This is a genomic window from Sphingopyxis sp. H053, from assembly GCF_001468225.1.
Taxonomy (GTDB): domain Bacteria; phylum Pseudomonadota; class Alphaproteobacteria; order Sphingomonadales; family Sphingomonadaceae; genus Sphingopyxis.
The window spans coordinates 154,806-181,389 of record NZ_LNRU01000003.1 but is presented as its reverse complement, the minus strand read 5'-3'; the positions used below and the strand labels follow the sequence as shown (position 1 = coordinate 181,389).

Here is a 26,584-nt window from a genome sequence, read left to right as displayed (position 1 = left end):
AGGCAAGGGGGAGGGCGATGGCAAGGCCGGCATCGTATGCGCGCGATAGAATTTCTTGCATGGCGCGAGGCACGGTGCCACATCGCAGGGCATGAGTGCCGCCACGATCAACCCGCACGAAGCCGCCCATTTCGGTGCGCTCGCCGCCGACTGGTGGGACCCGCATGGGTCGTCGGCGATGCTGCACAAATTGAACCCGGTGCGGCTGTCGTACATCCGCGACCAGATTGACGCGCATTGGCACGTCGATGCGCGCGAGCGTTATGCGCTGGCGGGCCGCGCCGCGCTCGATGTCGGTTGCGGCGCCGGGCTGCTCGCCGAACCGCTGGCGCGCATGGGCGCGAAGGTGACGGGCGTCGATGCGGCGCCCGAAAATATCGCCGCGGCGCAGGGTCATGCGGCGGGGCAGGGGCTTTCGATCAGCTATTTCGCCGGCGAACTGGCCGCGCTGCCGCCTTCGACCTTTGATCTCGTCACCTCGATGGAAGTCGTCGAGCATGTCACTGACCCCGCGGCTTTTATCGGCGAACTCGCGGCGCGGCTCGCGCCAGGCGGGCTGATGATCCTGTCGACCCCCAATCGCACGATGCTGTCAAAGCTGCTGCTCGTCGAGGCGGCCGAGCGCGTCGGCGCGGTGCCGCGCGGGACGCACGACTGGGACCAGTTCCTGAAGCCCGAGGAGCTCACGAAATTGCTCGAAGGCGCGGGGCTGGAGGTCGTCGACCGCACCGGCCTGTCGCCGTCGCCTGCCAAGGGCTTCAAGCTCGGCGGCAGCGAGGCGCTCAACTATCTGGTCGCGGCGCGGTGGCCGGGCTGAGCCGCGACCCGCGCGTCGATGCCTATATCGCGAAGGCGCAGCCCTTCGCGCAGCCGATCCTCAATCACCTTCGCGAACTGGTCCACAAATACGCCCCTGGCGCCGAAGAGACGCTGAAATGGGGCGTGCCGGCCTTCGTGCTGAAGGGGCAAAATCTCGCGGGCATGGCGGCGTTCAAGGGCCATGCGACCTTCGGTTTCTGGCGCGACGAGGAGGTCACCGGATCGCCGCGCGATACCGGCGCGATGGGCAGCATGGGACGGCTGGCCTCGCTGGCCGATCTGCCCTCCGACACGGAGATGGCAGCGTTCATAGCCAAGGCGGCGGCGCTCTGTGCCGGGGGCAAGCCGAAACGCCCGGCGCCGAAGCCCAAGGCGGCGCTCGATCTGCCGGCCGATCTCGGCACGGCGCTGAAGGCCAATACCGCGGCGCAAGGCCATTGGGACGCCTTCTCGCCCGGCAAGCGGCGCGATTATATCGAATGGGTGCTCGAGGCGAAGCGCGAGGAAACGCGCGTCAAACGCATCGAAACGATCGTCGCGCAGGTCGCCGAAGGCAAGGACCGAAACTGGAAATATAAGGGCTGCTAGTTAATCGATCACCCTGCTGAATGCGGGGGAGGGCTTCGTGCGTCGTTGTCCGTCGCGATAGGTTCCATAGGCCATGCAGGCGAGCGCTGGCAGCGACCAGAAGGCACTGGCCGCGAACACGATGAACGGGTTGAGGTTACGGAAAACCAATATGCTCACCGACGCCGCCATACCGACCACTAGAAAGCCGGCAAACCAAATGGGCCAAAAGCGATTTCTCATTAATGCAAGGTAGAGCGAGTATGTGAAAATCGAAGCATCGATCGGAATGATATAATAAAGGTAGGAAGGAAAGGGAAAATTTGCTTGAATGGCATGGGTTATTATTGATGAAATCAATAGATATAAGCAGAATCTACGCTCGACAGTTTCACCGAAAATCGATGATATGGCGAGCGTAGATAGAAGGTAGAAGTAGAATAATGCTTGTATCATTGAATCCCGTTGAATCTAAGGCGTGATCTGTTCGTTCTGCGCCGCCAGGGACGCTTGGCTCGGGAGGCCGCCGGGGCAGCCGAAGCCGACTTCCCGCAGATTGCTCTTGCTCTGTATCTGCTGAAGCTGGCTAAGAGCCTTAATCAGTTTGGTTCGGCCCGCCACGACTTGTGTCATGCTGTCGGTCACCGCTTCCAGCAATTCTTGCGTCGCGCCTGCCGGCAGATCGGAGGCCGTGGCTGCTTCGACGATGCTGGCCGCCATCCGGGCTTGGGCGAGATAGGTGGCATCCACCGACGCCATCGTTGTCCGCGTATCCGCTGCAACCACGCTCCCGACCCCTTGTTCTATCTTGTGCATCACATGCCTCCTCCATCGATTGGTCATGGATGCTTCCGAAAAATGCTACTTGCTGAACAGCTCAATTACCCCCGCAACGGTTATTGTGATGGCGGCGAACGCCATTGTGGCGGCAATTGCTATCAAGCCGATATGTGTAATCCGGCGCGCCGCCGTTTCCTCATTCGGCGAGCCTCCAAACGGCGGTAGAAAATAGCTGCGCCGCGGCCTTGGATGAGCGGTCATATCGCCGGAATGTTCTGATTCATTGCTGCTGGTTTTTGTTTCGTTCCCGATGTGGGATTGATCGCCAAATTGCTCCGCCATCTCCAGGATTTGAGCTGCGATGGCGCGCGATGAACAGCCAAGCCTTTCGGTCGCCGCGTTCAGATGATTGTCGACCGTCGACGGAGCAAGCGACAGCAAGCGCCCGATCTCTTTGGAAGTAAGGCCATTTCTGACAAGTATCAGGCATTCACGTTGACGTCCGCTAAGGCGCGCGGCCAGAGCGGCGGCTTCGGGCGGCAAAGGAAAATTCTGCTTCACTTTGGATTCAATTGCTGAGTCGTGGGGCGATGGCCGAGCCTAGTACCTATGCTTAATGCCGCCTAGGCAGATTGGCCGGGTAATTGGTGCCAATGGTGTAACGATCTTTGTTGCGTCAATTCGGTACGCAGAACGACACGGCGGATTTGCCATAGCTCCGGAGGGTCATTGGGTGCGGGGGCGTGCCAATGGCTGCTTACTGTCCAGTCGGGTGGCGCCGACTGCACCCGCCATTACCCGGTCGTTCAGGATGTGGGTTAGAGAAAGGGGGGCAGCTGCGGATTTAAAAATCCACATCCTCATAATATTTCGGCGGCGTTACGATCTCCATCCGCTCTGCCAGTAGCGGGCGAAAGCTCGGGCGCGATTTCAGCCCCGAATACCAGCCCTTCGTCTGCTCGTGCCCCGTCCAGTCGATCCCGCCAAGATAATCGGCGACCGAGATATGCGCCGCCGCCGTCAGGTCGGCGAGGCTCATCGTCGCGCCCGCGAGCCAGGTACGGTGGTCGATCAGATAATCGACATAATCGAGATGGTTGTTCGCCGCCTTCATCGCCTCGCGCAGCGCGCCGCCGTCGGGCGGCTGGCGGTGGACGATGCGCTTTTGCATGCGTTCGAACAGCAGGGGGCCGGTGACTTCATAATAGAAGTCGTGATCGAACCACGACGTCAGCCGGCGGATCTCGGCGCGGTTCGCCGCGGTGCCGTTGATCATCGCCTTGCCTTCGACGGTTTCCTCGAAATATTCGGCGATCGCCATGCTGTCCATCAGCACCTGGCCGCGCGCCTGATCGACCATCACCGGGGTGCGCCCCGCCGGGTTCAGATCGATGAACTCGTCGCGGCGCTCCCACGGCGATTCGCGCACCAATTCATAACCGACGCCCTTTTCGCCCAGCAAAAGGCGAACCTTGCGCGAAAAGGGACAGAGCGGGAATTGATAGAGTTGCCACATGCATCTGGCATAGCGGCAGCGGGGCGCCGCGCGCAACGCCTATGGCGCGCGCCGGCCCAGCGATTGTGGATTAAGCGTCAGCGGCGCGAGGCTTCGCGCTCGCGTTCCCACTGCGCAGCAAAGTCGCGCGCCATGTCCTTGAGCACCGGCGCATAAGCCGCGAGCGCCGAGGCGGCGTGGCCTGCCATGCGCGTTCCGGCGCGGACGTCGGCGCCCATGCGCTCGGCATATTCGGGGTCGCGGCCGGTCACCTCGCCGAGCGTGGCATCGGGCGGGATATAGGCGGCGTCGGATTCGGGGTCGATCTGCGCCACGGCTTTCGCGAGCGGGCCGACCTGCATTTGCATCAGCGCGCCCACCATCGCCGTGATCGTGTCGGCCATCCGGTCCTGCGTCACGGGGTCGTTGAGCGTCGCAACGGCGCCCTGCATTTCATTGGCGGCCGCCGGCAGCGGCGCGGCAAGCGCGAGCAGGGGGAGGGCGATCAGCGCGAAACGGTTCATGGCTCCATCCTTTCGAAGGACGTCAGGTTCAGCAAAGCGGCGTTTATAGGGAAGCGACGCTTTCGCTGCGGTGAACGCGTTTGACGCGTGCGACAGGCTGATGCGATGACGCGACTAGCCGTCGCCCCCGCGAAGGCGGGGGCCGCTGGCAACATAGCGCTAGGCCGATGGCGGCCCCCGCCTTCGCGGGGGCGACGGATATTACTCCGCCGCCACCACCTCGGCTTGCGTCTCGCTCAGCGGATGCGCGAGGCGGGTCAGCATTTCCTTCGGGCAAACCTGCCAGAACTGGCCCTGCCAGCGCTCCCAGTCGGCGAGGACTTCGCTCGACCATTTGCTGCCGGTGGCCTTGGCGTGGTCCTCGACAAGTTCCTTCAGCACGCCTTCCCAATGCGCGCTGTCGATCCGTTGCCAAACGATCGATTCGGCGTTGGCGCGGCGTTCGAACTGGCCGTCGGTGTCGAGGATGAACGCCATACCGCCGGTCATGCCCGCGCCGAAGTTCGACCCGACGGGGCCGAGGATCACCGCGGTGCCGCCGGTCATATATTCGCAGCCATTGGCGCCGCAGCCCTCGACGACGACCTTCGCCCCCGAATTACGGACCGCAAAGCGCTCGCCCGCCTGACCCGCCGCGAGCAGGGTGCCCGCGGTCGCGCCATAAAGCACGGTGTTGCCGATGATGCTGTTATGCTGGCTGACGAGCGGGCTCGACACCGTCGGGCGCACGACGATGCGGCCGCCCGACAGGCCCTTGCCGACATAGTCGTTCGCGTCGCCGAACACTTCGAGCGTGATGCCCTGGCACAGGAAAGCGCCCAAGGACTGGCCCGCGGTGCCGCGCAGGCGCACCTGCACATGATTGTCGGCGAGTCCCTTCATTCCGAAGCGCGCGGTGACCTCGGCCGATAGTCGCGTGCCGACGGCGCGGTGCGTGTTGCGGACGTTGTAGGTGAGCTGCATGCGCTCGCCACGCTCGAACAGGGGCTTCGCGTCATTGAGGATCTGCGCGTCGAGGCTGTCGGGCACCGGGTTGCGGAAGCTCGGGCCTTGCGAACGGCGCTGATCGTCGGGGGCGTCGACCTTGGCGAGGATCGGGTTCAGGTCGAGGTCGTCGAGATGTTCGGCGCCGCGGCTGACCTGACGCAGCAATTCGGTGCGGCCGATCACCTCGTCGAGGCTGCGACAGCCGAGCTTCGCGAGGATTTCGCGGACTTCCTCGGCGATGAAGGTCATCAGGTTGATGACCTTCTCGGGCGAGCCGGTGAACTTCTGGCGCAGCTTCTCGTCCTGCGTGCAGACGCCGACGGGGCAGGTGTTCGAATGGCACTGGCGCACCATGATGCAGCCCATCGCGACGAGGCTGAGCGTCCCGATGCCATATTCCTCGGCGCCCAAGATGGCGGCGATCACGATATCGCGCCCGGTCTTGAGCCCGCCGTCGGTGCGGAGGCGGATGCGGTGGCGCAGGCCGTTGAGGGTGAGGACCTGATTGACTTCGGACAGGCCCATTTCCCACGGCGTGCCGGCGTATTTGACGCTGGTTTGCGGCGAGGCGCCGGTGCCGCCGGTGTTGCCGGCGACGAGGATGACGTCGGCGTGCGCCTTGGCGACGCCCGCCGCGACGGTGCCGATGCCCGCCGAGCTGACGAGCTTGACGCAGACGCGCGCCTTGGGGTTGATCTGCTTCAGGTCATAGATGAGCTGCGCCAGATCCTCGATCGAATAGATGTCGTGGTGCGGCGGCGGGCTGATCAATGTCACACCCGGCGTCGCATGGCGCAGGCGCGCGATGAATTCGGTGACCTTGAAGCCCGGAAGCTGGCCGCCTTCGCCGGGCTTGGCGCCTTGTGCGACCTTGATCTCGATCTCGTCGCACGCGCCGAGATATTCGGCGGTCACGCCGAAACGGCCGCTCGCGATCTGCTTGATATTGCTGTTGGCGTTGTCGCCGTTCGCATAGGGGCGATAGCGTTCGCTCGCTTCGCCGCCTTCGCCCGACACCGCTTTCGCGCCGATGCGGTTCATCGCGATCGCCAGCGTCTCATGCGCCTCGGGCGAGAGTGCACCCAAGGACATGCCGGGGGTGACGAAGCGCTTGCGGATCTCGGTGATCGCCTCGACGCTGTCGAGCGCGACGCCTTGCGCCGGATAGTTGAACTCCATCAGGTCGCGCAGATAGATCGGCGGCAGGTCGGCGACCCCGCGCGCGAATTGCAGATAGGTCGAATAGCTGTCGGTCGCGACCGCGGTCTGGAGCAAATGCATCAGCTGCGCCGAATAGGCGTGCGCCTCGCCGCCCGCGCGCTGGCGGTAAAAGCCGCCGATCGGCAGCGTGGTGACGCGCTTGTCGAACGCCGCGCTATGCTTGTCGGTCGCGTTGATGAAGAGCGACTGATAACCTTCGCCCGAGATCTTTGCCGGCATGCCGGGGAACAGGTCGTTGACGAGCGCGCGCGACAGGCCGACCGCCTCGAAATTATAGCCGCCGCGATAGGAGGAGATCACCGCGATCCCCATTTTGGCGAGGATCTTGAGCAGCCCGTCGTCGATCGCCTTGCGGAAACGCAGGCGGCAGTCGTCGAGGCTCAGTTCGCCGAACAGCCCGCGCGCCTGACGGTCGGCGATCGCCGCTTCGGTCAGATAGGCGTGGACGGTCGTCGCGCCGACGCCGACGAGCACCGCGAAGGCGTGGGTGTCCAGAACCTCGGCCGAACGGACGTTGATCGAGGCGTAGCTTCGCAGTCCCTTGCGGACGAGATGCGTGTGGACGGCGGCGGCGGCGAGGACCATCGCCATGCCGACGCGGCCTTCGCCGATCGACTGGTCGCTCAGGAACAGTTCGGAGCGTCCCGCACGCACCGCATCCTCGGCCTCGCGGCGGACGCGCGCGATCGCCTCGCGCAGCGTCGACGCATCGCCGCCCGCGGCGAAGGTGCAGTCGATGTCGGCGACCGCATCGCCGAAATAGGCGCGGAGGCGATCCCAGTCGTCGCCGACGAGCACGGGGCTGTCGATCACGAGGACGTGGTCGCTCTGGCCTTTCTCGTCGAGGATGTTCGCGAGGTTGGCAAAGCGCGTCTTCAGGCTCATCACATGCCGTTCGCGCAAGCTGTCGATCGGCGGGTTGGTGACCTGGCTGAAATTCTGGCGGAAGAATTGCGCGACGTGGCGCGGCTTGTCGGAGATGACCGCGAGCGGCGTATCGTCGCCCATCGAGCCGATCGCTTCCTTGGCGTCCTCGACCATCGGCGAGAGGATCAGCTCCATATCCTCCATGGTCAGCCCCGCGGCGACCTGACGGCGCAGCAGTTCGCTCCGGTCCCATTGCGGCAGCGACGCCTTACCGCCCTTGGGCAGATCGGCCATCGTGCGGAAACCCTTGACGCGCGAGCGATAATCCTGCGCGTCGGCGATCTTGTCCTTGATCGCGAGGTCTTCGTAGAGCGTGCCGTCGTCGAGATCGACCGCGATCATCTGGCCGGGGCCGAGGCGACCCTTCTTGCGGATGCTCGCCTCGGGCAGCAGCACCATGCCGCTTTCGGAGCCGACGACGAGCAGATTGTCGGCGGTGAGCGTATAGCGCAGCGGGCGCAGCGCGTTGCGGTCCATGCCCGCGACCGCCCAGCGGCCGTCGGTCATCGCGAGCGCGGCAGGGCCGTCCCACGGCTCCATCACGCTGGCGAGGTAGGAGTACATCGCGCGGTGGTTATCGGGGACGTCGCATTCGGTCGTCCACGCCTCGGGAACGAGGATCAGCTTCGCGGTCGGCGCGTCGCGGCCGGCGCGGCACAGCGCCTCGAACACCGCGTCGAGCGCGGCGGTGTCCGACGCGCCCGCCGGGATCACCGGCTTGATGTCTTCGCTGTGCTCGCCGAACGCGAGGCTCGCCATCTTGATCTCGTGGCTCTTCATCCAGTTCTTGTTGCCGCGGATCGTGTTGATCTCGCCATTATGCGCAAGGCAGCGGAACGGCTGCGCCAGCCACCATTGCGGGAAGGTGTTGGTCGAATAGCGCTGGTGGAAGATCGCGACGCGGCTCTCGAACAGCTTGTTCGTGAGGTCGGGGAAGAAGTCCGCAAGGCTTTCCGCGAGGAACAGGCCCTTGTAGATGATCGAGCGCGCCGACAGGCTGCAGATATAGAAGTCGGCGATCTGCGCCGCGATGACCTTTTTCTCGATCCGGCGGCGGACGAGATAGAGCTGCTTTTCGAACTCGGCGATCGACTGTTCGTCGGGCAGGGGGCCCGCGATCATGATCTGCTCGATCTCGGGGCGCGTGCGCTGCGCCTTGTCGCCGATCACCGACACGTCGACGGGCACCTGGCGCCAGCCGTAGATGGTGAAGCCCGCGTCGATGATCTCGGCCTCGACGATCGTGCGGCATTCCTCCTGCGCGCCCAAATCGGTGCGCGGCAGGAAGACCATGCCGACGGCGAGGCGGTTCGGGCGCACCTTGTGCCCCGACGCCGCGATCGCATCGTCGAAGAAGCGGACCGGCAGGTCGACATGGATGCCCGCCCCATCCCCGGTCTTGCCGTCGGCGTCGACCGCGCCGCGGTGCCACACGGCACGCAAGGCTTCGATCGCCGCCTCGACGACGCGGCGCGACGGCTTGCCGTCGGTCGCCGCGACCATGCCGACGCCGCAGGCATCGGATTCCATGTCGGGGCGATACATGCCTTCGGCTTCGAGCCGCGCGTGATCGGGGGTGGGATAGTGGGTCATCATTGTCGTCCTGACGGGTAGGTGTCTAGTTGTTGGGCAGTTTTGAACGCTTGCTCGCATTCGCCTCCGCTTCCTCGGCGGCTTGCTGCGCGGCGAGCGAGGCGTTTTCGTAAGCGGTTTCGAGTTCCTCGACGCGCTTCAGGTCGGCGGCCGACCAGTTGCCGCGGTCATAGGCGGGGTCAACGACCGCAGCGTCCACGGCTTCGGCGGCGGCAGCTGCAGTCGCCACATCGGCAGCCGCAGCATCGGCAGCCGCATCGACAGCATAATCGTCGGCAGCTTCAACCGCGACCGCCTCGGTCGCTTCGACGGCATCGTCGGTCGCGCTGTTCCACTGGTCGCGCTGTTCCTTCAGCAGCTTCACATCGACCTTCATCAGCTTGGCAAGCTTGGCGAGTTCCTTGTCGTCGAAGTCGGAGAGCTGCTTTTCCTTCGGCAGATCCTTGAAATCCTTCTCGAGCTCGGGCGCGCGGTCGATGAATTTGGTGATCAGCGGCGGCACCGCCTTGATCACCGCGAGCATCACCTCGGGATCGGCCTGCAGCGCCATCCATTCATTGGCGTAGAGTGTGCCGGTGGGCGTCGCGAGGAAGCCGTTGATGTCGGTGAGCTGCGCGCCGGTGAACTTGCGCGCATAGGCTTTGGCGAGGCCGCTCCGCATCGGCGGTTCCATGTCGCCCAGCACTTCGCTGATCAGCGGCTTGATCACCTTGGTGATCTGGTCTTCGCGTTCCTTGCGGTGCGGGTCGAACATGTCGGCGACCTTGGCCTTCGTCGCTTCGTCGAGCTTGGCGATCTGTTCGCTTTCGACGCCGGTCTGGATCGAGAGCATCAGGTCCGACTGGCCGCCGAACTCGCCCATGATCGTCTTGAACATCTTGCCGTAGAGATTGTCGACCATCTTCTCGATGCTGCCGGCGGGGATCAGCGCGGCGGTCGTCTGCTCTGCGAGCGTCAGGCGGGCGGGGTCGATCGGCGGCAGGCTGCTCGTGTCGAACATTTTTTCGACGAGCGCGATCGCCTCGTCCATTTCCTTCTGCATCTTCGCCTTGGCCTCGGCGGCAGCGGCTTCGCTGTCGTACGGGGCGGCGGTCTCATCCTCGACGGGCGCCGCGACGACCTCGGCGACCGGCGCTTCCTTCTGCGCGGCATGGGCGGATGCGCCCAGCGGCAGCATCGCGGCAGCACCGGCAAGCAGGATCGATTGGAACGACGGCATCATATATTTCCTTCCCTGTTGGTCATGCCGCCTTCTTTTCGCTTTTCGCTTTGGCTTTCAACCACTTTGCCATCTGTTCGCTGACGTCGCGTCCGTCGCGGATGCCCCAGACGACCAGGCTGGCACCGCGCACAATGTCGCCCGCCGCGAAAACGCCCGGCAGGCTGGTCATCATCGTCTGGTGATCGACGCGCAAAGTGCCCCAGCGCGTGACCGACAGGTCGGGCGAGCCGAACAGGTGCGGCAGCTCTTCGGGGTCGAAGCCCAGCGCCTTGATCACCATGTCGGCGGGCACGTCGAACTTGCGGCCGGGGTCGGCTTCGGGGCTGCGGCGCCCGCTCGCGTCGGGCGCGCCGAGGCGCATGCCCGCAACCGCGACCTCTTTCACATGCTTGTCGGCGGTGAAGCTTTCGGGTGCCGAGAGCCAGACGAATTCGACGCCTTCTTCTTCGGCGTTCGCGACCTCGCGCTGCGACCCCGGCATATTTTCGCGGTCGCGGCGGTAGAGGCATTTCACCGACTTCGCGCCCTGGCGCACCGCTGTGCGGACGCAGTCCATCGCGGTGTCGCCGCCGCCGATGACGACGACATGCTTGTCTTTCGCATCGAGGCGGCCGTCATCGAACGCCGGAACCGCGTCGCCAAAGCTCTTGCGGTTCGACGCGATCAGATAGTCGAGCGCCGCGATCACGCCGTCGGCGGCATTGCCCGGCACGTTGATCTCGCGCGCCTTGTAAACGCCCGTCGCGATCAGGATCGCGTCATGCTTCTGGCGCAGCGCATCGAGCGTCGCGTCTTCGCCGACCGCGAAGCCGAGGTGGAAATGAATGCCGCCCTCGACCAGCCGGTCGATGCGGCGCATCACGACATCCTTCTCCAGCTTGAAGCCGGGGATGCCATAAGTGAGCAGCCCGCCGGCGCGGTCGTGGCGATCATAGACATGGACCTCGTGCCCCGCGGCGCGCAGATATTCGGCGGCAGTGAGGCCCGCAGGCCCGGCGCCGATGACGCCGACCGACTGGCCGGTCGCGGCGCCCGCGTGCAGCGGCTCGACCCAGCCCTCGGCCCAGGCGGTGTCGGTGATATATTTCTCGACACTGCCGATCGTCACCGCGCCATGGCCCGAAAATTCGATGACGCAATTGCCTTCGCACAGGCGATCCTGCGGGCAGATGCGGCCGCAGATCTCGGGCATCGTCGAGGTCGCGTTGCTGAGCTCATAGGCTTCGCGCAGCCGCCCCTCGGCGGTCAGGCGCAGCCAGTCGGGAATATGATTGTGGAGCGGGCAATGCACCGAGCAATAGGGCACGCCGCACTGCGAGCAGCGCGCCGCCTGTGCGTCGGCGTCGGGCGCGGCGTAGCGCTCGGCGATCTCGCGAAAGTCGCGCGCGCGTTCTTCGGCGGAGCGCTTGTCCGGATAGGATTGTTCACGCTCCACAAACTGGAGCATGCGATCGGAAGCCATGCAATATCCCCTTCGTTGAGAGGCGAATTGCATGGGCGAAATTGGCCTGTCACGACCAAATTGCGAGTTAGGACAGTATTGCTAACCTAAAAGGAAGGTGATTTTTCCCCAAAACGGGTTCGCGCAATTATCTTTCGTCAATTGATACCGTATCGGCCCTATCTCATGCCGAGCCAGATCAACGCCGCGACGCCCGCGATGATTCGATACCAGGCGAAGGGGGCAAAGCCGTAACGCGTGACGACCGCGAGGAACGCCTTGATCACCGCCCAGGCGACGACGAACGAGACGAGCGAGCCCACCGCGATCAGGCTGAGGTCGTTGGTCGTGATCGCGTCGCGATGCTTGAACAGCTGGAGCACGGTTGCGCCGGTCAGCGTCGGGAGCGCGAGGAAGAAGCTGAACTCGGCGGCGGTCTTGCGGTCGACCCCGAACGACATCGCACCGAGGATCGTCGCGCCCGAGCGGCTGACGCCCGGGATCATCGCGATGCACTGGACCAGCCCGACGAGCATCGATTGCCGCGCCGACACATTCGCGACGCCGCCGACGTCCTTCGTCTTCGCGAAACGCTCGACGAGCAGGATGGCAAAGCCGCCGATGATCAGCGCCCAGGCGACGACGACGGCATTTTCGAGCAGCAGCTCGATATAATCGCCAAAGGCGAGGCCGAGGATCACTGCGGGGAAAAAGGCGAGCAGCAGGTTACGCACAAAGGCGATCGCCACCGGATCGCGCCGGAAAAACCCGGTGAACATCTCCCAGAACAGTTTCCGGTACAGGACGACGATCGCAAGAATCGCCCCCGGCTGGATCGCGATGTTGAAGATCGCCCAGCGCGCGGCGTCGTAGCCGAGCAATTCGGTAGCGAGGATGAGGTGGCCCGTCGAGGAGACGGGCAAAAACTCGGTCAAACCCTCGACGATGCCGAGGATGATTGCGGTCAGCCAGATGCCCATTATCGCGAAGCGACCGCGGCGAAACGCCCATGGCGGCGATATTGGACGAGCCAGCCCTCGGTGACCGAGGCGAGCGAGGTCGGCGTGACGCCGAGCTCGGCCAGCCCCACGGCGCCCTCGGCAACGATATTGTCACGCTGGAGCATCAGCCACTGATCCTTGGTGATCGGCGCGCCGGGCGCCCAGCCGAAGCCGCTCGCGAGCGACGACGCGACGAAATCGGGCACGTCGACGAACAAGGGCGAGCGGCCGGTCGCATCGGCGACCCAGCGCAGCAGCTCACCCATCGTCAGCACCTGTGGCCCGCCGAGTTCGAAAGTCTTGCCCGTGGCGCCATCGCCCAGCGCCGCGACCACCGCATCGGCGACGTCGCCGACATAGACCGGCTGGAACTTCGCATTCGGCGCGATAACCGGAACGACCGGCGCCATGCGCATCATCCCCGCGAAGCGGTTGATGAAATGGTCCTCGCGGCCGAACAGGATCGACGGGCGCAGGATTGCGGCGTCGGCGAAGCCCGCGCGAACCGCCGCTTCGCCGTCGCCCTTGCTGCGGCCGTACGCCGAGGCGCTTTCGGGATCGGCGCCGATCGCCGAAACATGGACCAGCGCGCCGGCGCCCGCAGCCTTGGCGGCCGCGGCAACATGGCCCGCGCCGTCGGCCTGCACCGCCTGCATGTCGCCGAACGCGCCGACGAGGTTGATGACGGCGTCGCTGCCCTGCACGGCGCGGAGGGCGCTGGCGGGATCGCGAACATCGCATGCCACGAACTGCGTCTGGCCGAGCCCGCCGAGCGGCTTCAGGAAGGTCGCGGCGCGCGGCTCGCGCTGCGCGATGCGGACACGCGCGCCGCGCGCGAGCAGGCGCTGCACGACATAGCGGCCGAGGAAGCCGCCGCCCCCCAATACCGTGATCAATTGCCCGTCGAGTTTCTGCATGTCGTCCGCCTGTGATCGATTCTCTGGATGGCGCGTGGCGCGCCGACGGCCTTCCCCATGCCGCGAAGCGGGGAGGGGAGCAAGGGGCGAGGACGGCATTGTGACGCGAAACCGACGGCTTTGCGATAAAATGCACCTCGGCTCGTCCGATGCGGTTGACAAGCCGACATACGCGCCGCTAAGCGCCCGCTCCTACCCCGTGCCCAGATGGCGGAATTGGTAGACGCACCAGCTTCAGGTGCTGGCGATCGCAAGGTCGTGGAGGTTCGAGTCCTCTTCTGGGCACCATTTGACCTTTCCGGCAACGTCCGGTAACGTCCAGTAAGCGGCTGGTTTTCCAACGCTTTTTAGCTGAGAATCGCTGAATGGAATCCGGGCTGATCCAGCCAGGACCATCAGCATACCATCAGCTTTGATGGTCTTTTTGATGGTTCTGGGCAGCCCCCAGAAGGCAGAACCATCATGTCACTCAGCTATGTTCAGATTTCCAACGCCAAGCCTCAGCCGAAGGCTTATAAGATGACCGACGCCGATGCGCTGTACCTCACGGTCCAGCCGAATGGCTCGAAACTGTGGCGAATGAACTATCGCCACCTCGGCCGTCAGAAGACCTTGTATTTCGGAGCGTGGCCCGAGGTCAGCCTCGCCGCAGCGCGCGAGCTGCGCGACGCGGCCCGCAAGAAGATCGTCGCCGGGATCGACCCCGCGGCGGAAAAGCGAGTGGTCCGTATCACGCGCAAGATTTCCGCCGATAATAGTTTCAAGGCTATCGCCGAAGAATGGTTCGCGAAGAACGAGCGCGAGGAAAGGGCACACGCAACGCTTCGCAAGATTCGCTGGCTGCTCGGCATCGCCTATCCCATGATCGGCAATCGGCCGATCGCCGATATCACGCCTCAGGAAGCCTTGGCCGTCCTCCGCAAGGTGGAAGCTACGGGGCGCTATGAGAGCGCGCGGCGTATGCGGAGCGTCCTCAGCAGGGTGTTCCGCTACGCCATCGCAACTGCTCGAACTGATCGGGATGTCGCCGTAGACCTTCGGGGTGCGCTGACGACCCCGAAAGTCAAACATCACGCAGCCGTGACGACGGCCAAGGAGGCCGGAGAGCTTCTGCGCGCGATCGATGGCTATACGGGACATGAGATCACCGCGCTCGCGCTTCGGCTATCGCCGCATGTGTTTGTCCGTCCCGGAGAATTGCGAAAGGCGGAATGGGCAGAGGTCGACGTGGATGCGGCGCTTTGGTCCATCCCGGCAGAGAAAATGAAGATGGGGCGGCCGCACCGGGTTCCCTTGTCGCGACAAGTCCTCGAAATCCTGGAAGAGCTTCATGCGCTGACCGGTCACGGGCGGTATCTTTTTCCCTCGTTTCGGACGATCCAGCGCTGCATGTCGGAAAACACGGTGAACGCGGCGCTGCGGCGACTCGGATATAGCCGTGACGAGATGACGGCCCACGGCTTTCGGGCGATGGCCGCCACGCTGCTCAATGAGATGGGTATCTGGAATGCCGACACGATCGAGAAACAACTGGCGCATCTCGATGCGTCCCAGGTGCGCCGAGCCTACACGCGCGGCGAGTATTGGGACGAACGGGTTCGCATGATGCAGCATTGGTCGGACTATCTCGATCAGTTGCGCGATGGCGCCCAGATTTTGCGGCCAGACTTCCGCCAAAGCGGGCACTCTGCGCGCTAGGTCCGAGTGAGCGTCTTGAGGCTCTTATAGGGAATCAATGTGGATCGGCCGACCTTGACGGTCTCGAGGTCGCCCGATTCTATCAGCTCATATATCCTGGACCGGCTGATGCCGGTGAGTTGGACCGCGGTAGAAATCCGGACCGTCAATGGCTCGATCACGACCGCTTCTGGCTGGTTGGGAGGGGGTTCTGGCATCGACCATGCCTTCGTTCGCTGGTTTCTTCGCGGTCGTGAACTCAGCCCCGCTCCGATCTGTGCATCCGACCGTGACAATATTTTCTCGGTTCCGTCACGCGATCAACGATGAGGGCATGATCTTGCCGCCGGGAGGCATCGACGTGCCGAGCGCTCAAGTCGAGATAGGTGGAGGGGAGGTGGATGGGCGGGGCTGAGGGAGGCGGGCAATGCGCCGCCGGACCCTCGGCTCCAGCCAAGGATATATCACATGGGAACCAACCATCTATACGCGCTGCTCGTCGATCTGCGCGACCAACTCATCGACTATGCCAGACTGGTTGGTGGCCTCGGCCGCCGACGGCGACGCCGCGATCTTATCGCGCGCGTGCAGGCGATACTCAGCGCCGAGGTCGACAGCACCGCGCCAGCAGAAATCATGGGGGCTGCTTCGCACAGCTGGGCGCATGACGGGCAATTGAGCATCCCCGATCGAATTTCATTGGAGATCGATCCCGAACGCCTCGCAGTCGCCATCGCCGAACTGCCGCTATTTGCTCGCGAGGTGTTCACATTGCACTGCCGCGATCGCCTCGATTATTCGTCGATTGCGGCACGGCTCGCTATTTCCGAGGATGCGGTGCGCCGCGAACTTGCCGCAGCACTCGTCGCTCTCGATCGGGCGCTATATCCCGATATCCAGCCGAACAATGATGCCTCGCCCATTGCCTGAGGTGCCCAGGTCATGCAGGAAGGATTGCCATGCGCACCGACATCTCCCACCTTCCCGCCCGTAAGCGCGCAGGGTTCGTCCGCAACGGACAGATTGCGCGATTGCAGCCCGTCGATGCGGTCGTCGCCGAAGGAACGGGGGTGCAGTCACAACTCGTGCGGGTGCTGAGGTCGGTGGGCGTTCAGCCCATGCTGCTATCACTTTACGATGGCCCGGCTCATTGGGCGAGCTGATCGAAGGGCGGGGCCGTTCCGGGATCACCCCCGGAGTGGCCCCGCCCATTTTCTTTTGTCGCGCTTTGTTTCGCCGCCCTCAAGGGACCGGGCCAAGGCCCGGTTCCGTCGGGCAGCGATGCGGCGCCCAGGGGCGCCGGCCTCCTGTGCGCGGCTCCGCCGTGCTCGTCGCAGGGACATCCCTTCGGGATGGCTTCATTTGTTCGGGGCTATTCCCGGCAGGGCTTTGAGGGCCGCAATGGACGCTGTTCCACCGGCGCGAATAGCAAGGTCGACGACATCCCGAAACTCGCGTTCCGTGAGTCCCTCGACGGGCAGCTCCATGACGATCAGGGAATATCTGCCGCGCAGGGCGCGGCGGGCATTTTTCACTTCTTCCGCGACCTTGCTCTGACGCAGTTCGAGATCCGCAAGGCGTTCGCGTTCACTCTTCTTGGGCATGACCAGTTTCCTTCACTTGGTCTGCCCACCGTCCGCTTTCCTATGAAGGGATCCCCCATGATGCAAACGGCAAATGATATGGTCGGCGTGCCGCCGACAAGTGAAGAGGCCCCCTATCGGGGAGCCCCGCGCCTTCCGGCACGAGGCCAATCGCAGCGACGGGTCGCTGCGGAGGGGCGGACGCACGCCTTTGGCGTTTGTAATGCACCCTACGCACGGGTGCTGCGGCTCGGGTTTCCACGGTAAAACAACGCTTTGAAGCCGCCCTGCCAAGGTGGCTCGGTCGGCGTCACTTGGCGGCCGCGGCAGCCAGAACCGGCAGCATCCGGCTACCAGCCTCGCCAAGGCGCTGATAAGGCTTGGCATCTTCCGGCAGCCGCGACAGCCAGCTTAAGCTATTGGAAAATAGCCCTCTCTCGGCTATAGTAGCTCTGCTTCATGTCCTCTTGCCGAAGCTCCAACCCAGGAGCTTGCCGTGGCAAGATTGACCATACGTCTCGACGACGCCTTCTATGATCGGCTGGTCGCCGATGCCGATTCCGCTGGCATGCCGACCGCGACCTATGTCCGCGATGCGCTCGAGCAGCTCGATGGCGCCGACCCCTTCGGCTTCCATGCCCGCTTCGACGAACTCCATTCGACGGTCATCCAGATGCTGGCGATCGTTGCAAGCGATGTCGGCGCCCGCGCGCCCGAGAGCCTCGCGAAAGGGATGGAGGACACGCGCCGCCTGCTCCTCGATCGGGGGCTGGTTGCGGCTGAAGATCTCCCCGGTGCGGGGGGAGGGAGGCGGGCATGAGCATCTTCCGCAACGACACGCTTGGGAGTTGGACGCGGGGCGGCCAGGCGATCGTCCACAATGTCCGCATGACCACCCAGGTTTTCTTCCAGACGGTGCTTGCGGGGCTCGCCATCTGGGTCATCGGCGCCGCTTGGTATGCGTTTGAGAAGTCGGATGAGTATCAGCGCTTCGTGTTGATGAAGCTCGTAGAAGCCAGCTTCAAGGCAGACGCTGCTCCGGGGACCAACGACCCGGTCCTCTTCCGAACCCCCTCTGGGCAAGAATATTGGACCTCGGCCGACTGGCTGCTCGAATCTATGGTCGCCAAGGAAGCGCTGAAGAAGCTCGAAGCCGATCTCATCGGCGGCGCTGTGTTGGCGGGCCTGTTCGCCCTCGCGGCGCTCATCGTCGCCTGGTTCTATTTCACCCGGATGGGCAGGGGGCTCGGTTCCAACGAATATATCCGCGGCGCCCGTTTCGGGACTGCCTGGCAGGTGCGCCGGGCGCTCTGGGGTGAGGACAAGGGCAGCTTCACGATCGGCGGCATCGATGTCCCGCACGCGTTCGAGCCTGAGCATGTTCTGATCTGCGGCGCCCCCGGAACGGGCAAGACCAACATGATCGTCAAGATGCTCGAAGGCATCCGCGCCAAGGGCAAGCGTGCGATCGTCTATGATACCGCGGGGACCTTCGTCGAGAAATTCTACCGGGAGAAGAAGGACATTCTCCTCAATCCGCTCGACGAACGCAGCGCGGTCTGGTCGCCCTGGGTCGATGTCCCGAAGGACTATCATTACGACCAGATTGCGGAATCGACGATCCCCGACAAGCATGGCGATCCCTTCTGGCCAAAGGCGGCGCGCGGCACCCTGGTCGCGGTGTTGCGCAAGCTCGCGGCGCAGGGGCGCACCTATGTGTCGATCTTGCTGCGCACCGTCGTGCGCTCCCCGCTCAAGGAGCTCTCGGCCTTCGCCGCGGGAACCGATGCGGCGGCGTTCATCTCGACCGAGGGCGAGCGCACCTCGGCGGGCGTCCAGGCCGAACTTGCTTCGGTCATGCGTAGCTTCGCCTATCTTGACGATACCGAGGACGGGCTTTCGATCCGCGACTGGGTAACCACCGAGGGCGATGACAGCTGGCTGTTCATCACGGTCAAGGCCGACCAGCTTCCTTCGCTTCGGCCCCTGATCACCGTGTGGCTCGACATTGCGATCAGCGCGATCATGAGTCTGAAGCCCAATCGCGATCGCCGCCTCTACTGCGTGATCGACGAACTCCCCAGCCTGCAGAAGCTTCCCTCGCTATCGGATTTTCTCGCCCGCGCCCGTAAATATGGCGGTTGCGGCATATTGGGGTTCCAGTCCTATCCCCAGCTCCGGGCGACTTACGGCAAGGAGGATGCCGCCGCCATCACCGGCTATTGCTCGACCTGGGTGGCGCTCCGGGCGAACGACACCGACACGGCGGAGCATGTCTCGAAGAACCTCGGCCAGGTCGAGCAGGTCGAGGCCAATGAGGGGATGAGCTACGGCGTCAATGACATGCGCGACGGGGTCAATCTCAGCCGCATCCAGGTGACGCGGCCGCTCGTCATGCACACCGAGGTCACCAACCTCCCGAACCTCGCGGGCTATCTCCGATTCGGCCGCAATCTGCCGGTGATCCGCTTCGCCGACAAATATAACAGGGTGCCCTCGATCTGCGACGCGTTCATCGAGCGAACCCGCCCACCGCTCCGTTTCGCCGCGCCGCAGGAAGCGCCGGCTGCGGAAACGAACAAACCTGTCGCGCCCCGAAAACGGTCCGGCAAGCAGGTGGATAATAGTGCGAACCCAGAACTGCCGCTCAAGTTGCAGACGGGGCCGGGTCGGGGCCGGGAATCGGGCGACAAGGGCAGTAGGGGTGCGGAAGGGCAGGGCGCCACGCCGCCCGCATCGCCGCCGGCAGCCTTCGAAATCATCGCGCCGCCCTGGACGCATAATCTCCGCCAGCATGGCCGCCCGGGCGGTCGCCGCAGACCGGCGAAGCCGGCATGATCCATCCGGTCCGCCTCTACGGCAAGCCCGGCAATATCGCGCGCTATTATGCGATAGGCGATTATTACACCAAGGGCGGTGACGAGCACTCGGAATGGGGTGGCAAGATCGCCGCCGACCTCGGGCTCGAGGGTGCGGTCGACCGCAAGACATTACAGAGGCTGCTCGCAGGCAAGGTCGGTGAGCAGCAGCTCGGTCGCCACCGCGAGGACGGCGAAATCCAGCATCACCCCGGCTGGGACTTCGCGGTCAATGCCCCCAAGTCGATATCGATCATGGCGCTGGTCGCGGGCGACGAGCGTATCATCGCCGCGCACGAACGCGCCGTCGGCACGGCGCTCGGCTGGCTCGAGGAGCATGCCGAGCTTCGCCGCCGGATGGACGGCAAGGTCACGCACGAGACGACCGGGCGGCTGCTGTTCGCGCGCTTCACGGAACATGCCTCGCGCGAACTCGACCCGCATCTCCATACCCATGTCGTGGTCCTCAATATGACGAACTGCAGAGACGATGCGCAGATGGTCAGCCTCGAGACGCGCGCGATGTTCGCCGAACAGATGACCGCGGGACAAATCTACCGGAACGAGCTCGCGTATCGGCTTCGGGACCTCGGCTATGCGATCGACTTCGATCCGCGCAGGGGCCTGTTCGAGATCAGGGGCGTGCCGCCTGATCTCATCACCGAGATGTCGCAGCGGGCGGAGCAGATCAATGCCCATGCGAAGGAGCATGGGCTCGAAGGCCAGGCGGCGCGGACGGCGGCCTTCTATCAAACCCGCCCGGCCAAGCAGAAGGTCGGTCTTGAAGCGCTGCACGCGCAGTGGAACGCCCGCGCGCACTCGCAGGCACCAGAGCTGGACGCGCTGCGCCAGGCTGCGGATGAACGAGGGGAGCGCGAGCATTCCGCCGACCTTGCAGTCGCGCGGCGCGCGACGCTGTTCGGACTTCGCCAATCCGAGACCCGCGAGGCGGTCAACAATCTCGGACGCCTTCTGCGTACGGGACTCGCGTCGCACGTCGGCGAGGTGCGTCTCGGCGACGTGTTGCCACTGCTCGCGCAGCATGAGGAACGGCGCAAGCTGCTGAAGACGCGGAATCAAACCGGCGATGCGGTCCTGACCCGCGGTCGAACCTCGGTCCGCACTGCGCGGCTCGAGATCGCGCTTTCGACCCATCTCTCGCTCAGTCTGGACGATGCGGTGCCGCTCGCGGACCGCGATCGCATTGGCGCTGCGCTAGATGGCTCGATCCTCAACGACGATCAGCGCCGCGTGCTATCCGAACTCGCCTTGTCGCGCGACCGCATCGTCGGTGTCCACGGCGTGGCGGGCTCGGGCAAATCGACGCTCGTCAGGGAACTGAAGGACGCCGCAGGCGCCAGCTGGACCTTCATCGGGCTCGCACCGACCTCGTCCGCCGCGGCGAAGCTCGGTCAGGATGCCGCCATCGATTCCCGGACCGTCGCGATGCTGCTCGCCGGTGGCGGCCATGACATCGACGGTCGTCATGTGCTCGTCGTCGACGAGGCGGGCCAGCTCGGGAATCGCCAGGCGCTGCGCCTGCTCCAGATCAGCCATGACACCGGCGCCCGGATTATCCTCCTCGGCGACAACAAGCAGACCGGCGCGATCGAACAGGGCAAGGCCTTCTGGCTGATGCAGCAGCTCGGCCTCCCAACGAGCGAGCTTCTCCAGGCCGTACGCCAGCAAACCCGGACGATGAAGGATGCCGTCGCCGCGGCGCGCGCCGGCGACTATGCCCGTTCGCTTAGCCATCTCGACAAGGTGGTAAGCGGGGAGGGCGGGGCCGAGCTTGCGAAGAATTTGGTCGCCGAATGGACACGCCTCAAACCCGAAAGCAGGGCAAAGACGAACATCCTCGTCCTCGACAACGCGACCCGACTGATCGTCAACACGCGCATTCGCGAGGCCCTGCGGAAAGAAGGTGTCGTCGCGGCCGAGGATACGCGCCTCCAGATGCTCGCCCCGTCGGGCATGACCGATCAGGAAAAGCGGTTCGCGCGCTTCTATTCGGGCGGGCAGGTGGTGACCTTCGCGCGCGATGATGCGGGTCTCGGTATCTCGCGCGGTGCCGAATATCGCGTCGACGGGATCGAACGCGATGCCCGGGGTCGGCAGCTTGTCCGGCTGGTCGACGAGAATGGCCGCACCATCCGCTGGAATCCGCGCACGGGCCGCGCCGCCCAGGTCAATGTGTTCGTCGCCGACACGCGCGACCTTGCGGTCGGCGACCGCATCCAGTGGCGCCTCGCGGCGAAGGAGCTCGACCTCAAGAATGCTGAGCGCGGGACGGTCGAGCGGATCGACGGTAACCTCGCGACGATCCGGTGGGATCGCAAGGCAGAGGCGCAGACCATCGACCTGTCGGCCCACAAGACTTGGGACCATGGCTATGCCGAAACCGTCTATTCGTCGCAGTCGAAGACCTATGACCGCGTCTATGTGCTCGCGCCGGTGAACTCGGGTCTCGTCAATGGTCACAATTTTTATACCGCCATCACCCGCGCTCGGTTCGGGGTGAAGCTTTGGACCGAAGACCCCGAACGTCTCGCCGAGAAACTAGCCCTTCGGTCCGGCGAAAAGACGTCAGCCCTAGAAGGCCTCGGGCGACTTCTGCGCGACAGTCAGAAGGCGTGCAGCGAGCGGCACGGCATCCGGCTCGACGGCGCGCGTGACGAGATGATGCGCCGCCGCGTTGAACGCGCCGAGCAACGCGCTGCACGCGAGCGAGGGTGGGAAGAGATACTCCGGCCAGCGAGCCTAGCCGAGCGGCTGGCGGGACGCGCCCATAAGATCGCCGACCGTTTCGACGGCTATCTCCGCGGGGTGCTCGCGGACCGCCCACCGGCTGAGCCTGAGAAAACGCCGTCGCCATCGCGCGAACCCTCCCGAGGACATGACCGATGAACGGCCAGGTGCTTGTCGTGACTGACGCGACTACGGCCGCAATCGCATGGCTCGCAACAGCCGTGCGACCAGGTGCTGCGCGCGGATACCGCACTGGGGGAGGCGTAAGGAAAATGCGGACTTGTCTTCTCCTGCTTTCTGCGCTCGGAACGGCGAACAGCGCCTTGGCGGGTTTGCCCAACGCCGCACGCGAAGCCGATGTTGCTGTCTGCATCCGTCAGGCGGCCAAGGGGCATAAATGGCTTGAGCGTACCCTTTGGGGACTGCGCGATCAGGAGGGCGGCTGGATCGGGGCAGCAGTCGCCAACACTAACGGCACGCATGATCTCGGGCCGTTGCAGGTGAACAGCTGGTGGGTTCCGAAAATTGCGGCGCTGGTGAAGCGACCGGAAGCGCATGTCCGATATTGGCTTCAGAATGATGCCTGCTTCAACGCCGAAGCCGCGCGCTGGATCTTCCTGTCCGGGCTTGCCGTCACCGGCGACTATTGGAAGGCGATCGGCGCCTATCATAGTCCAACGGCCTGGCGGCAGGCGCGCTACGCCAAAGGTGTCGCTCTGCATCTCCGAAAACGGTATGGAGACGCGGTGTGGTGAACTCTTGCTCCATGTCAGCGATACGGCTTCGTCCGGGCTCTTCACTCGAACCAAGGGCCGCTGAGCGGGTGGGCGAGGCGATGACGGGCAATCCGCACCAGCCGCTGCACGCGAAGCCGATAGGACGCATTTTCTCGTCGCCAACGCTTCGGCGCGATGGCATCCTTGAACAATTCTCGCGCTATATCCTGCTCGGTCGCACCGGTCAGGATTGCATCTCCAACCCGTAATTCCAATATCCATCGGGAAGCGCGGCGCTCGCGTGGAACCAGCGAGGCGGGAAGTCGGCCTTGTTCTGAAAGAGCCAGGAACTGGCGAAGCGCGTCCAGCTTGGATCTTGCCGATTCCACTCCGTGTAACTGATACTCGATCAAGGCTGGGCCGCCGAGCAGCGTTCCCCCATAGACATCGAGTCTGATGGCCCAGCGACCATCGCTGAACAGCCAGTGTTCGGCACGATCTGCGTCGATTTCGACGGACACGAAAGGTGCAATCGCGCGGATGTCGAAGAGGTCGGCGGAGGGCGCGCTTCTGGTTGCGAGGCGTCCCTTGAGTACTTTCGGGTCCATTCTGGTGCTCCAGATCGGCCTTGCCTGGGGGGAGGCGAGAGCTGGATCGACCCAGCCGAGGAGGCCAATGTCTTTCGGTGCATCGATGGGTAGGGATTCACGCGCGGCCCAGAGTGAGCGATAGATTTGGTTTCGCCTGAGCCATTCCCAGGCGAAGGCGCGGCGATCACAGCGCAGCAGCGCGTCATATCCATCGGATGCGCGCCAATCGGAGGCCGGCAAGTTGCAGGAGAATGGAAATGCGCGCTTGGGCCGGTTGATATATAGAGCATCGCGACGCTGTGGAGGTGCCTCCAACCCCATCACGCCTCATCCGCCTCGGGCGAACTGGTCGTGATGACGGATGGATGGCGGATATATCGCCGGCGCAAGACGAAAATCGAGCGACGAAGCGCGCGTGTTCGCCGAGGCGGACCTATGGTTTGGATGGCGTGAATTCACGATCGACCCCGAATAGGCAGCGCATCTAGCGCCTTTGACCTATCTCATGGGTCATCGATATCGTTCGCCGCTACCCCCGGAGTTTCCGGTGCGAATTTCCGGGGGCAATCAAATTTTGTTCACCGTCGTCAAGCAGTTCGGCGCATCACTTCCATTGAAGCACCAACCCGCAACTCGCCCATTTCATCATTCGATTGTTTGTGAAGGCCAAGCCTGCCGCTCAATACTCGTGCGGCCCCGCAATTTTTTGCTTCATATTCGAACCGAGAGGGGATCGATTTTTGACAGTCGCATTTTCGAGCCTCTTCAAGCCCCGTCCCTCGTCCCAGCTTGTCTACCGCGCTGAACCTTCGGTTTTTCGCGCAGCCAATACCGGGATTTGTTCGGGCGCATGTCGATCGAAGAGGCACATCCAGATGGCGCGATGCAGGATGTCACATTCCGGCGGCTTTGCTTTTGTCGCATGCTTCTTGCCGAACGACGGATCATTGCCCGATATCTCAAGAAATGCGACTGGAGCCACGCGGAATGGATCATGTTGCTGGAACTCTATATCGCGGATGCGGCCGACAAGCCGCTGTCGGTTTCGAGTCTGGGATATGCCAGCGGTGTTTCGCTCCCGACGGCAACGCGGCTTGCCGTCGGTCTGGAATCAAAGGAATTTGTCGATCGTGACCGCGACGCGTTCGATGGGCGCCGGATCAATGTAACACTTGCTGCTCGCGGACGAGCTACAATGCGATGCATCCTTGATGATTGCGGAAAACTTCGAGCGTTAGCGCCCGAAAATTAGCTTTCAATCCTTCAGGCGCTAGCGTTGATGGTGGCTTCAATCGCTTCCAGCCCTCCGAGGAGATCATCGAAACGGGGCGGCGCGTTCATGAACATCTCGGACATCGCGTCATAATCTTCCGCGAGCCTATCGCGAACGAGACCGGTTGCGGCAATCCGTAAGGTCCCCAGTCGCGCGGTCTCATACGAGGCTGACTTGTCGGCAAACATCAGGCTTTTGTTGCGCACCACCTGTGGGAGCAGTTCGGGACGGGCGAGAGCCGCTTTTGTAACGCCGGCCCGATCGAGCATCAGCACGTCATAATAATGGCGCGACATTCCATCGCGTAATTTGCCGTTGTGGTGAAGGGCATGGAGGATCGTGATCTTCTCCCAATAGGTTCGTTCGACCGCCAGCGTCGGCACCTCGGTAACTGCATCGGGCAGCTCTTCGGGAAAGTCTTCGGCAAGATAGGGTGAAATCGGACGCAGTTCGAATGGCTCGGTTTCTCCCCGCGCCCCGAACTCGAGCTTGATGCGAGGCTTGATATAGCCGCTCCCATTCGCGCCGCCATAATTCTCTCCGTAGGCAAGACCATACCCCGATGTCGGAGGATAAGTGAAGAGCAAGGTCTGCCCGTCCTTGTCTTCTGGATCGAGCTCAAGCCTCCAACCTTCCGCCGTTCCCAGCCCCACCTCGATTTCGCGCGCCAGCAACGGGTGCGCGAGCGTCTGTACAAAAGCTTGCGCCGCGGCCTTCAATGCCTTTGTGCGACGGTCTCGCTCCTTTCCGCTGATATCATCCTGCATGGGGGAGAGAACATCGTCGAGCTTGGGGGCCGAGCGACTAATGGTTAGATCGACATCTTCGGAAAACCGCTCGATGATACCGTAGGCCTTCGATAGCGATGTCCCTCCCTTGAAGGTCAACTGGCCGGCAAGATCGGGGCAGGCCACCAGGCGCCGGAGAATCCAGCAAACCCAGAAGTCCTTTTCGATGATGATGGCGGTGAGATCGCGCCGTGCCGCCGCTTCTGCGATGAAGGCCCGCCGGTTAGCGACATCGCTGCGCGCGAACTCATCCATGACGCGCTGCTTCGATCTTGAGTACGATATCCGCCATCCAGCCGGACATCTCGGGCCGGGCTTGAACAAGACGCTTCATGGAATTGTCGTCCAGGCGTGCCGCGAAGTAGCGAACCTTGTCGTCATCGACACCGCCCTTCCCGAGATGAGCAAGCGCCTGCAGAACCGTGTTGGCGGCGTCGGAGCCATTGTCGAGAACCGGCGCCCTGCTGTGCTTGAGGGTGAGGCTGCGCCCGCCAGCGCGTTTGACTCGGGTCCGACCTGTTGTGGCATAGCTTGCTTTGGCGGGAACTTGCGTCGAAAACCCGAGACTGTTCGCGGCCGAAGCGCCGGAGGGCGCCAGCTTGTCGCCACTTTGGACAGCAAGCGCGTCGGCGACGCGTGCCGGATCGGGACTGAGAAGGCCGAGCTTGTCATGTTGGCGGGGATAGTCATAAAGACCGCGGCCGATACGGCGAATATTACCGGCATGCGCAAGGCGCGAAAGCGCCATGTCGACCGACCCGCGAGTGCCGAAGTCGATGAAATGTCTGGGCGTAAAGACCCAGCCGCGGCCTTTGCCGCGCACGCGCTTCATGATCCGATCAGCCATGGCAGGCATT

The 26,584-nt window shown here is 63.7% G+C and carries 25 protein-coding genes and 1 tRNA gene; 11 read left to right on the top strand and 15 right to left on the bottom strand.

Annotated features, from left to right (window positions below):
• Nucleotides 1-91: 91 nt before the first annotated feature.
• Together ubiG and ATE70_RS06675 are read left to right on the top strand one after the other, a co-directional pair.
• Entirely contained in the window at nt 92-817 is a 726-nt protein-coding gene (gene ubiG / locus ATE70_RS06680) for a bifunctional 2-polyprenyl-6-hydroxyphenol methylase/3-demethylubiquinol 3-O-methyltransferase UbiG (protein WP_058537169.1), read from the top strand.
• Nucleotides 805-1,407 (top strand): YdeI/OmpD-associated family protein, encoded by a 603-nt coding sequence (locus tag ATE70_RS06675; RefSeq protein ID WP_331458511.1) that lies wholly within the window; start codon nt 805-807, stop codon nt 1,405-1,407. Before ubiG ends, ATE70_RS06675 begins: the two co-directional genes overlap by 13 nt.
• Here the strand turns inward: ATE70_RS06675 and ATE70_RS24720 are convergent, their stop codons facing one another.
• The 10 genes from ATE70_RS24720 to ATE70_RS06625 form a co-directional block, all read right to left on the bottom strand.
• Nucleotides 1,408-1,566: a hypothetical protein gene (locus ATE70_RS24720; protein WP_156419692.1), complete on the bottom strand. Its 159-nt coding sequence runs from the start codon at nt 1,564-1,566 to the stop codon at nt 1,408-1,410.
• A gap of 291 nt (nt 1,567-1,857) precedes the next feature.
• Nucleotides 1,858-2,202 carry a hypothetical protein gene (locus ATE70_RS06665; RefSeq protein WP_058537167.1) on the bottom strand — a complete coding sequence of 115 codons (345 nt, stop codon included), beginning with the start codon at nt 2,200-2,202 and terminating at the stop codon, nt 1,858-1,860.
• Nucleotides 2,203-2,247: 45 nt separating this feature from the next.
• The gene (locus ATE70_RS06660) at nt 2,248-2,727 is read right to left on the bottom strand and encodes a response regulator transcription factor (protein ID WP_197411404.1); all 480 of its coding nucleotides are present in this window, start codon (nt 2,725-2,727) and stop codon (nt 2,248-2,250) included.
• Nucleotides 2,728-3,010: 283 nt separating this feature from the next.
• Entirely contained in the window at nt 3,011-3,682 is a 672-nt protein-coding gene (locus tag ATE70_RS06655; RefSeq protein WP_058537165.1) for a glutathione S-transferase family protein, read from the bottom strand.
• Between the two features lie 77 nt (nt 3,683-3,759).
• Nucleotides 3,760-4,185 (bottom strand): hypothetical protein, encoded by a 426-nt coding sequence (locus ATE70_RS06650; protein ID WP_058537164.1) that lies wholly within the window; start codon nt 4,183-4,185, stop codon nt 3,760-3,762.
• A 201-nt stretch (nt 4,186-4,386) separates the two neighbouring features.
• Complete coding sequence (gltB, locus tag ATE70_RS06645; RefSeq protein ID WP_058537163.1) at nt 4,387-8,916, bottom strand: glutamate synthase large subunit; 4,530 nt, start codon at nt 8,914-8,916, stop codon at nt 4,387-4,389.
• 22 nt (nt 8,917-8,938) lie between these two features.
• Nucleotides 8,939-10,135 (bottom strand): hypothetical protein, encoded by a 1,197-nt coding sequence (locus tag ATE70_RS06640; protein WP_058537162.1) that lies wholly within the window; start codon nt 10,133-10,135, stop codon nt 8,939-8,941.
• A gap of 19 nt (nt 10,136-10,154) precedes the next feature.
• Nucleotides 10,155-11,597, bottom strand: coding sequence for an NAD(P)-dependent oxidoreductase (locus ATE70_RS06635; RefSeq protein ID WP_058537161.1), 1,443 nt, complete (start codon nt 11,595-11,597; stop codon nt 10,155-10,157).
• Between the two features lie 158 nt (nt 11,598-11,755).
• Entirely contained in the window at nt 11,756-12,556 is an 801-nt protein-coding gene (locus tag ATE70_RS06630) for an undecaprenyl-diphosphate phosphatase (protein WP_058537160.1), read from the bottom strand.
• Nucleotides 12,556-13,494, bottom strand: coding sequence for a complex I NDUFA9 subunit family protein (locus ATE70_RS06625; RefSeq protein WP_058537159.1), 939 nt, complete (start codon nt 13,492-13,494; stop codon nt 12,556-12,558). The genes ATE70_RS06630 and ATE70_RS06625 overlap by 1 nt, the downstream gene beginning before the upstream one ends.
• A gap of 201 nt (nt 13,495-13,695) precedes the next feature.
• Between ATE70_RS06625 and ATE70_RS06620 the strand changes: the two genes are divergently transcribed.
• Nucleotides 13,696-13,782: transfer RNA gene (locus ATE70_RS06620), tRNA-Leu, on the top strand.
• A gap of 174 nt (nt 13,783-13,956) precedes the next feature.
• Nucleotides 13,957-15,192 (top strand): tyrosine-type recombinase/integrase, encoded by a 1,236-nt coding sequence (locus ATE70_RS06615; protein ID WP_058537158.1) that lies wholly within the window; start codon nt 13,957-13,959, stop codon nt 15,190-15,192.
• Here the strand turns inward: ATE70_RS06615 and ATE70_RS06610 are convergent.
• Nucleotides 15,189-15,389, bottom strand: coding sequence for a helix-turn-helix domain-containing protein (locus ATE70_RS06610; RefSeq protein WP_058537157.1), 201 nt, complete (start codon nt 15,387-15,389; stop codon nt 15,189-15,191). The genes ATE70_RS06615 and ATE70_RS06610 overlap by 4 nt on opposite strands.
• Before the next feature lie 250 nt (nt 15,390-15,639).
• On the opposite strand from ATE70_RS06610, the gene ATE70_RS06605 reads away from it, so the two are divergent.
• Together ATE70_RS06605 and ATE70_RS06600 are read left to right on the top strand one after the other, a co-directional pair.
• Nucleotides 15,640-16,101, top strand: coding sequence for an RNA polymerase sigma factor (locus tag ATE70_RS06605; protein WP_058537156.1), 462 nt, complete (start codon nt 15,640-15,642; stop codon nt 16,099-16,101).
• Nucleotides 16,102-16,130: 29 nt separating this feature from the next.
• Nucleotides 16,131-16,334, top strand: coding sequence for a hypothetical protein (locus ATE70_RS06600; RefSeq protein WP_058537155.1), 204 nt, complete (start codon nt 16,131-16,133; stop codon nt 16,332-16,334).
• A 195-nt stretch (nt 16,335-16,529) separates the two neighbouring features.
• Here the strand turns inward: ATE70_RS06600 and ATE70_RS06595 are convergent, their stop codons facing one another.
• Nucleotides 16,530-16,775 (bottom strand): hypothetical protein, encoded by a 246-nt coding sequence (locus ATE70_RS06595; RefSeq protein ID WP_058537154.1) that lies wholly within the window; start codon nt 16,773-16,775, stop codon nt 16,530-16,532.
• Nucleotides 16,776-17,250: 475 nt separating this feature from the next.
• Here ATE70_RS06595 and ATE70_RS06590 point away from each other — a divergent pair, with 475 nt between their 5' ends.
• From ATE70_RS06590 to ATE70_RS06575, 4 genes are all read left to right on the top strand, one after another.
• Nucleotides 17,251-17,574, top strand: a complete 324-nt coding sequence (locus tag ATE70_RS06590) for a hypothetical protein (protein ID WP_058537153.1) — start codon at nt 17,251-17,253, stop codon at nt 17,572-17,574.
• Complete coding sequence (locus ATE70_RS06585) at nt 17,571-19,592, top strand: type IV secretion system DNA-binding domain-containing protein (protein ID WP_058537152.1); 2,022 nt, start codon at nt 17,571-17,573, stop codon at nt 19,590-19,592. Before ATE70_RS06590 ends, ATE70_RS06585 begins: the two co-directional genes overlap by 4 nt.
• A complete protein-coding gene (gene mobF / locus ATE70_RS06580) occupies nt 19,589-22,519 on the top strand; it encodes a MobF family relaxase (RefSeq protein WP_058537151.1) in 2,931 nt (976 codons plus the stop codon). Before ATE70_RS06585 ends, mobF begins: the two co-directional genes overlap by 4 nt.
• A gap of 113 nt (nt 22,520-22,632) precedes the next feature.
• A complete protein-coding gene (locus tag ATE70_RS06575) occupies nt 22,633-23,115 on the top strand; it encodes a lytic transglycosylase domain-containing protein (RefSeq protein ID WP_231732609.1) in 483 nt (160 codons plus the stop codon).
• 41 nt (nt 23,116-23,156) lie between these two features.
• On the opposite strand, the gene ATE70_RS24165 is transcribed toward ATE70_RS06575, so the two are convergent.
• Nucleotides 23,157-23,987 carry a transcriptional regulator domain-containing protein gene (locus ATE70_RS24165; RefSeq protein ID WP_082639814.1) on the bottom strand — a complete coding sequence of 277 codons (831 nt, stop codon included), beginning with the start codon at nt 23,985-23,987 and terminating at the stop codon, nt 23,157-23,159.
• A gap of 529 nt (nt 23,988-24,516) precedes the next feature.
• On the opposite strand from ATE70_RS24165, the gene ATE70_RS06570 reads away from it, so the two are divergent.
• Nucleotides 24,517-24,918, top strand: a complete 402-nt coding sequence (locus ATE70_RS06570; protein ID WP_058540028.1) for a MarR family transcriptional regulator — start codon at nt 24,517-24,519, stop codon at nt 24,916-24,918.
• 11 nt (nt 24,919-24,929) lie between these two features.
• On the opposite strand, the gene ATE70_RS06565 is transcribed toward ATE70_RS06570, so the two are convergent.
• Together ATE70_RS06565 and ATE70_RS06560 are read right to left on the bottom strand one after the other, a co-directional pair.
• A complete protein-coding gene (locus ATE70_RS06565) occupies nt 24,930-25,982 on the bottom strand; it encodes a nucleotidyl transferase AbiEii/AbiGii toxin family protein (protein ID WP_058537148.1) in 1,053 nt (350 codons plus the stop codon).
• A complete protein-coding gene (locus ATE70_RS06560; protein WP_058537147.1) occupies nt 25,975-26,583 on the bottom strand; it encodes a DUF6088 family protein in 609 nt (202 codons plus the stop codon). Before ATE70_RS06560 ends, ATE70_RS06565 begins: the two co-directional genes overlap by 8 nt.
• Between the last annotated feature and the right edge of the window lies 1 nt (nt 26,584).

What these genes read in the sequence shown, in the direction of transcription:
- ubiG (WP_058537169.1), top strand. Translation starts at nt 92, where the DNA reads ATGAGTGCCGCCACGATCAACCCGCACGAAGCCGCCCATTTCGGTGCG.
- ATE70_RS06665 (WP_058537167.1), bottom strand. Translation starts at nt 2,202, where the DNA reads ATGCACAAGATAGAACAAGGGGTCGGGAGCGTGGTTGCAGCGGATACG.
- ATE70_RS06655 (WP_058537165.1), bottom strand. Translation starts at nt 3,682, where the DNA reads ATGTGGCAACTCTATCAATTCCCGCTCTGTCCCTTTTCGCGCAAGGTT.
- ATE70_RS06650 (WP_058537164.1), bottom strand. Translation starts at nt 4,185, where the DNA reads ATGAACCGTTTCGCGCTGATCGCCCTCCCCCTGCTCGCGCTTGCCGCG.
- gltB (WP_058537163.1), bottom strand. Translation starts at nt 8,916, where the DNA reads ATGATGACCCACTATCCCACCCCCGATCACGCGCGGCTCGAAGCCGAA.
- ATE70_RS06640 (WP_058537162.1), bottom strand. Translation starts at nt 10,135, where the DNA reads ATGATGCCGTCGTTCCAATCGATCCTGCTTGCCGGTGCTGCCGCGATG.
- ATE70_RS06635 (WP_058537161.1), bottom strand. Translation starts at nt 11,597, where the DNA reads ATGGCTTCCGATCGCATGCTCCAGTTTGTGGAGCGTGAACAATCCTAT.
- ATE70_RS06630 (WP_058537160.1), bottom strand. Translation starts at nt 12,556, where the DNA reads ATGGGCATCTGGCTGACCGCAATCATCCTCGGCATCGTCGAGGGTTTG.
- ATE70_RS06625 (WP_058537159.1), bottom strand. Translation starts at nt 13,494, where the DNA reads ATGCAGAAACTCGACGGGCAATTGATCACGGTATTGGGGGGCGGCGGC.
- ATE70_RS06615 (WP_058537158.1), top strand. Translation starts at nt 13,957, where the DNA reads ATGTCACTCAGCTATGTTCAGATTTCCAACGCCAAGCCTCAGCCGAAG.
- ATE70_RS06610 (WP_058537157.1), bottom strand. Translation starts at nt 15,389, where the DNA reads ATGCCAGAACCCCCTCCCAACCAGCCAGAAGCGGTCGTGATCGAGCCA.
- ATE70_RS06605 (WP_058537156.1), top strand. Translation starts at nt 15,640, where the DNA reads ATGGGAACCAACCATCTATACGCGCTGCTCGTCGATCTGCGCGACCAA.
- ATE70_RS06600 (WP_058537155.1), top strand. Translation starts at nt 16,131, where the DNA reads ATGCGCACCGACATCTCCCACCTTCCCGCCCGTAAGCGCGCAGGGTTC.
- ATE70_RS06595 (WP_058537154.1), bottom strand. Translation starts at nt 16,775, where the DNA reads ATGCCCAAGAAGAGTGAACGCGAACGCCTTGCGGATCTCGAACTGCGT.
- ATE70_RS06585 (WP_058537152.1), top strand. Translation starts at nt 17,571, where the DNA reads ATGAGCATCTTCCGCAACGACACGCTTGGGAGTTGGACGCGGGGCGGC.
- mobF (WP_058537151.1), top strand. Translation starts at nt 19,589, where the DNA reads ATGATCCATCCGGTCCGCCTCTACGGCAAGCCCGGCAATATCGCGCGC.
- ATE70_RS06575 (WP_231732609.1), top strand. Translation starts at nt 22,633, where the DNA reads ATGCGGACTTGTCTTCTCCTGCTTTCTGCGCTCGGAACGGCGAACAGC.
- ATE70_RS24165 (WP_082639814.1), bottom strand. Translation starts at nt 23,987, where the DNA reads ATGGGGTTGGAGGCACCTCCACAGCGTCGCGATGCTCTATATATCAAC.
- ATE70_RS06570 (WP_058540028.1), top strand. Translation starts at nt 24,517, where the DNA reads ATGTCGATCGAAGAGGCACATCCAGATGGCGCGATGCAGGATGTCACA.
- ATE70_RS06565 (WP_058537148.1), bottom strand. Translation starts at nt 25,982, where the DNA reads ATGGATGAGTTCGCGCGCAGCGATGTCGCTAACCGGCGGGCCTTCATC.
- ATE70_RS06560 (WP_058537147.1), bottom strand. Translation starts at nt 26,583, where the DNA reads ATGCCTGCCATGGCTGATCGGATCATGAAGCGCGTGCGCGGCAAAGGC.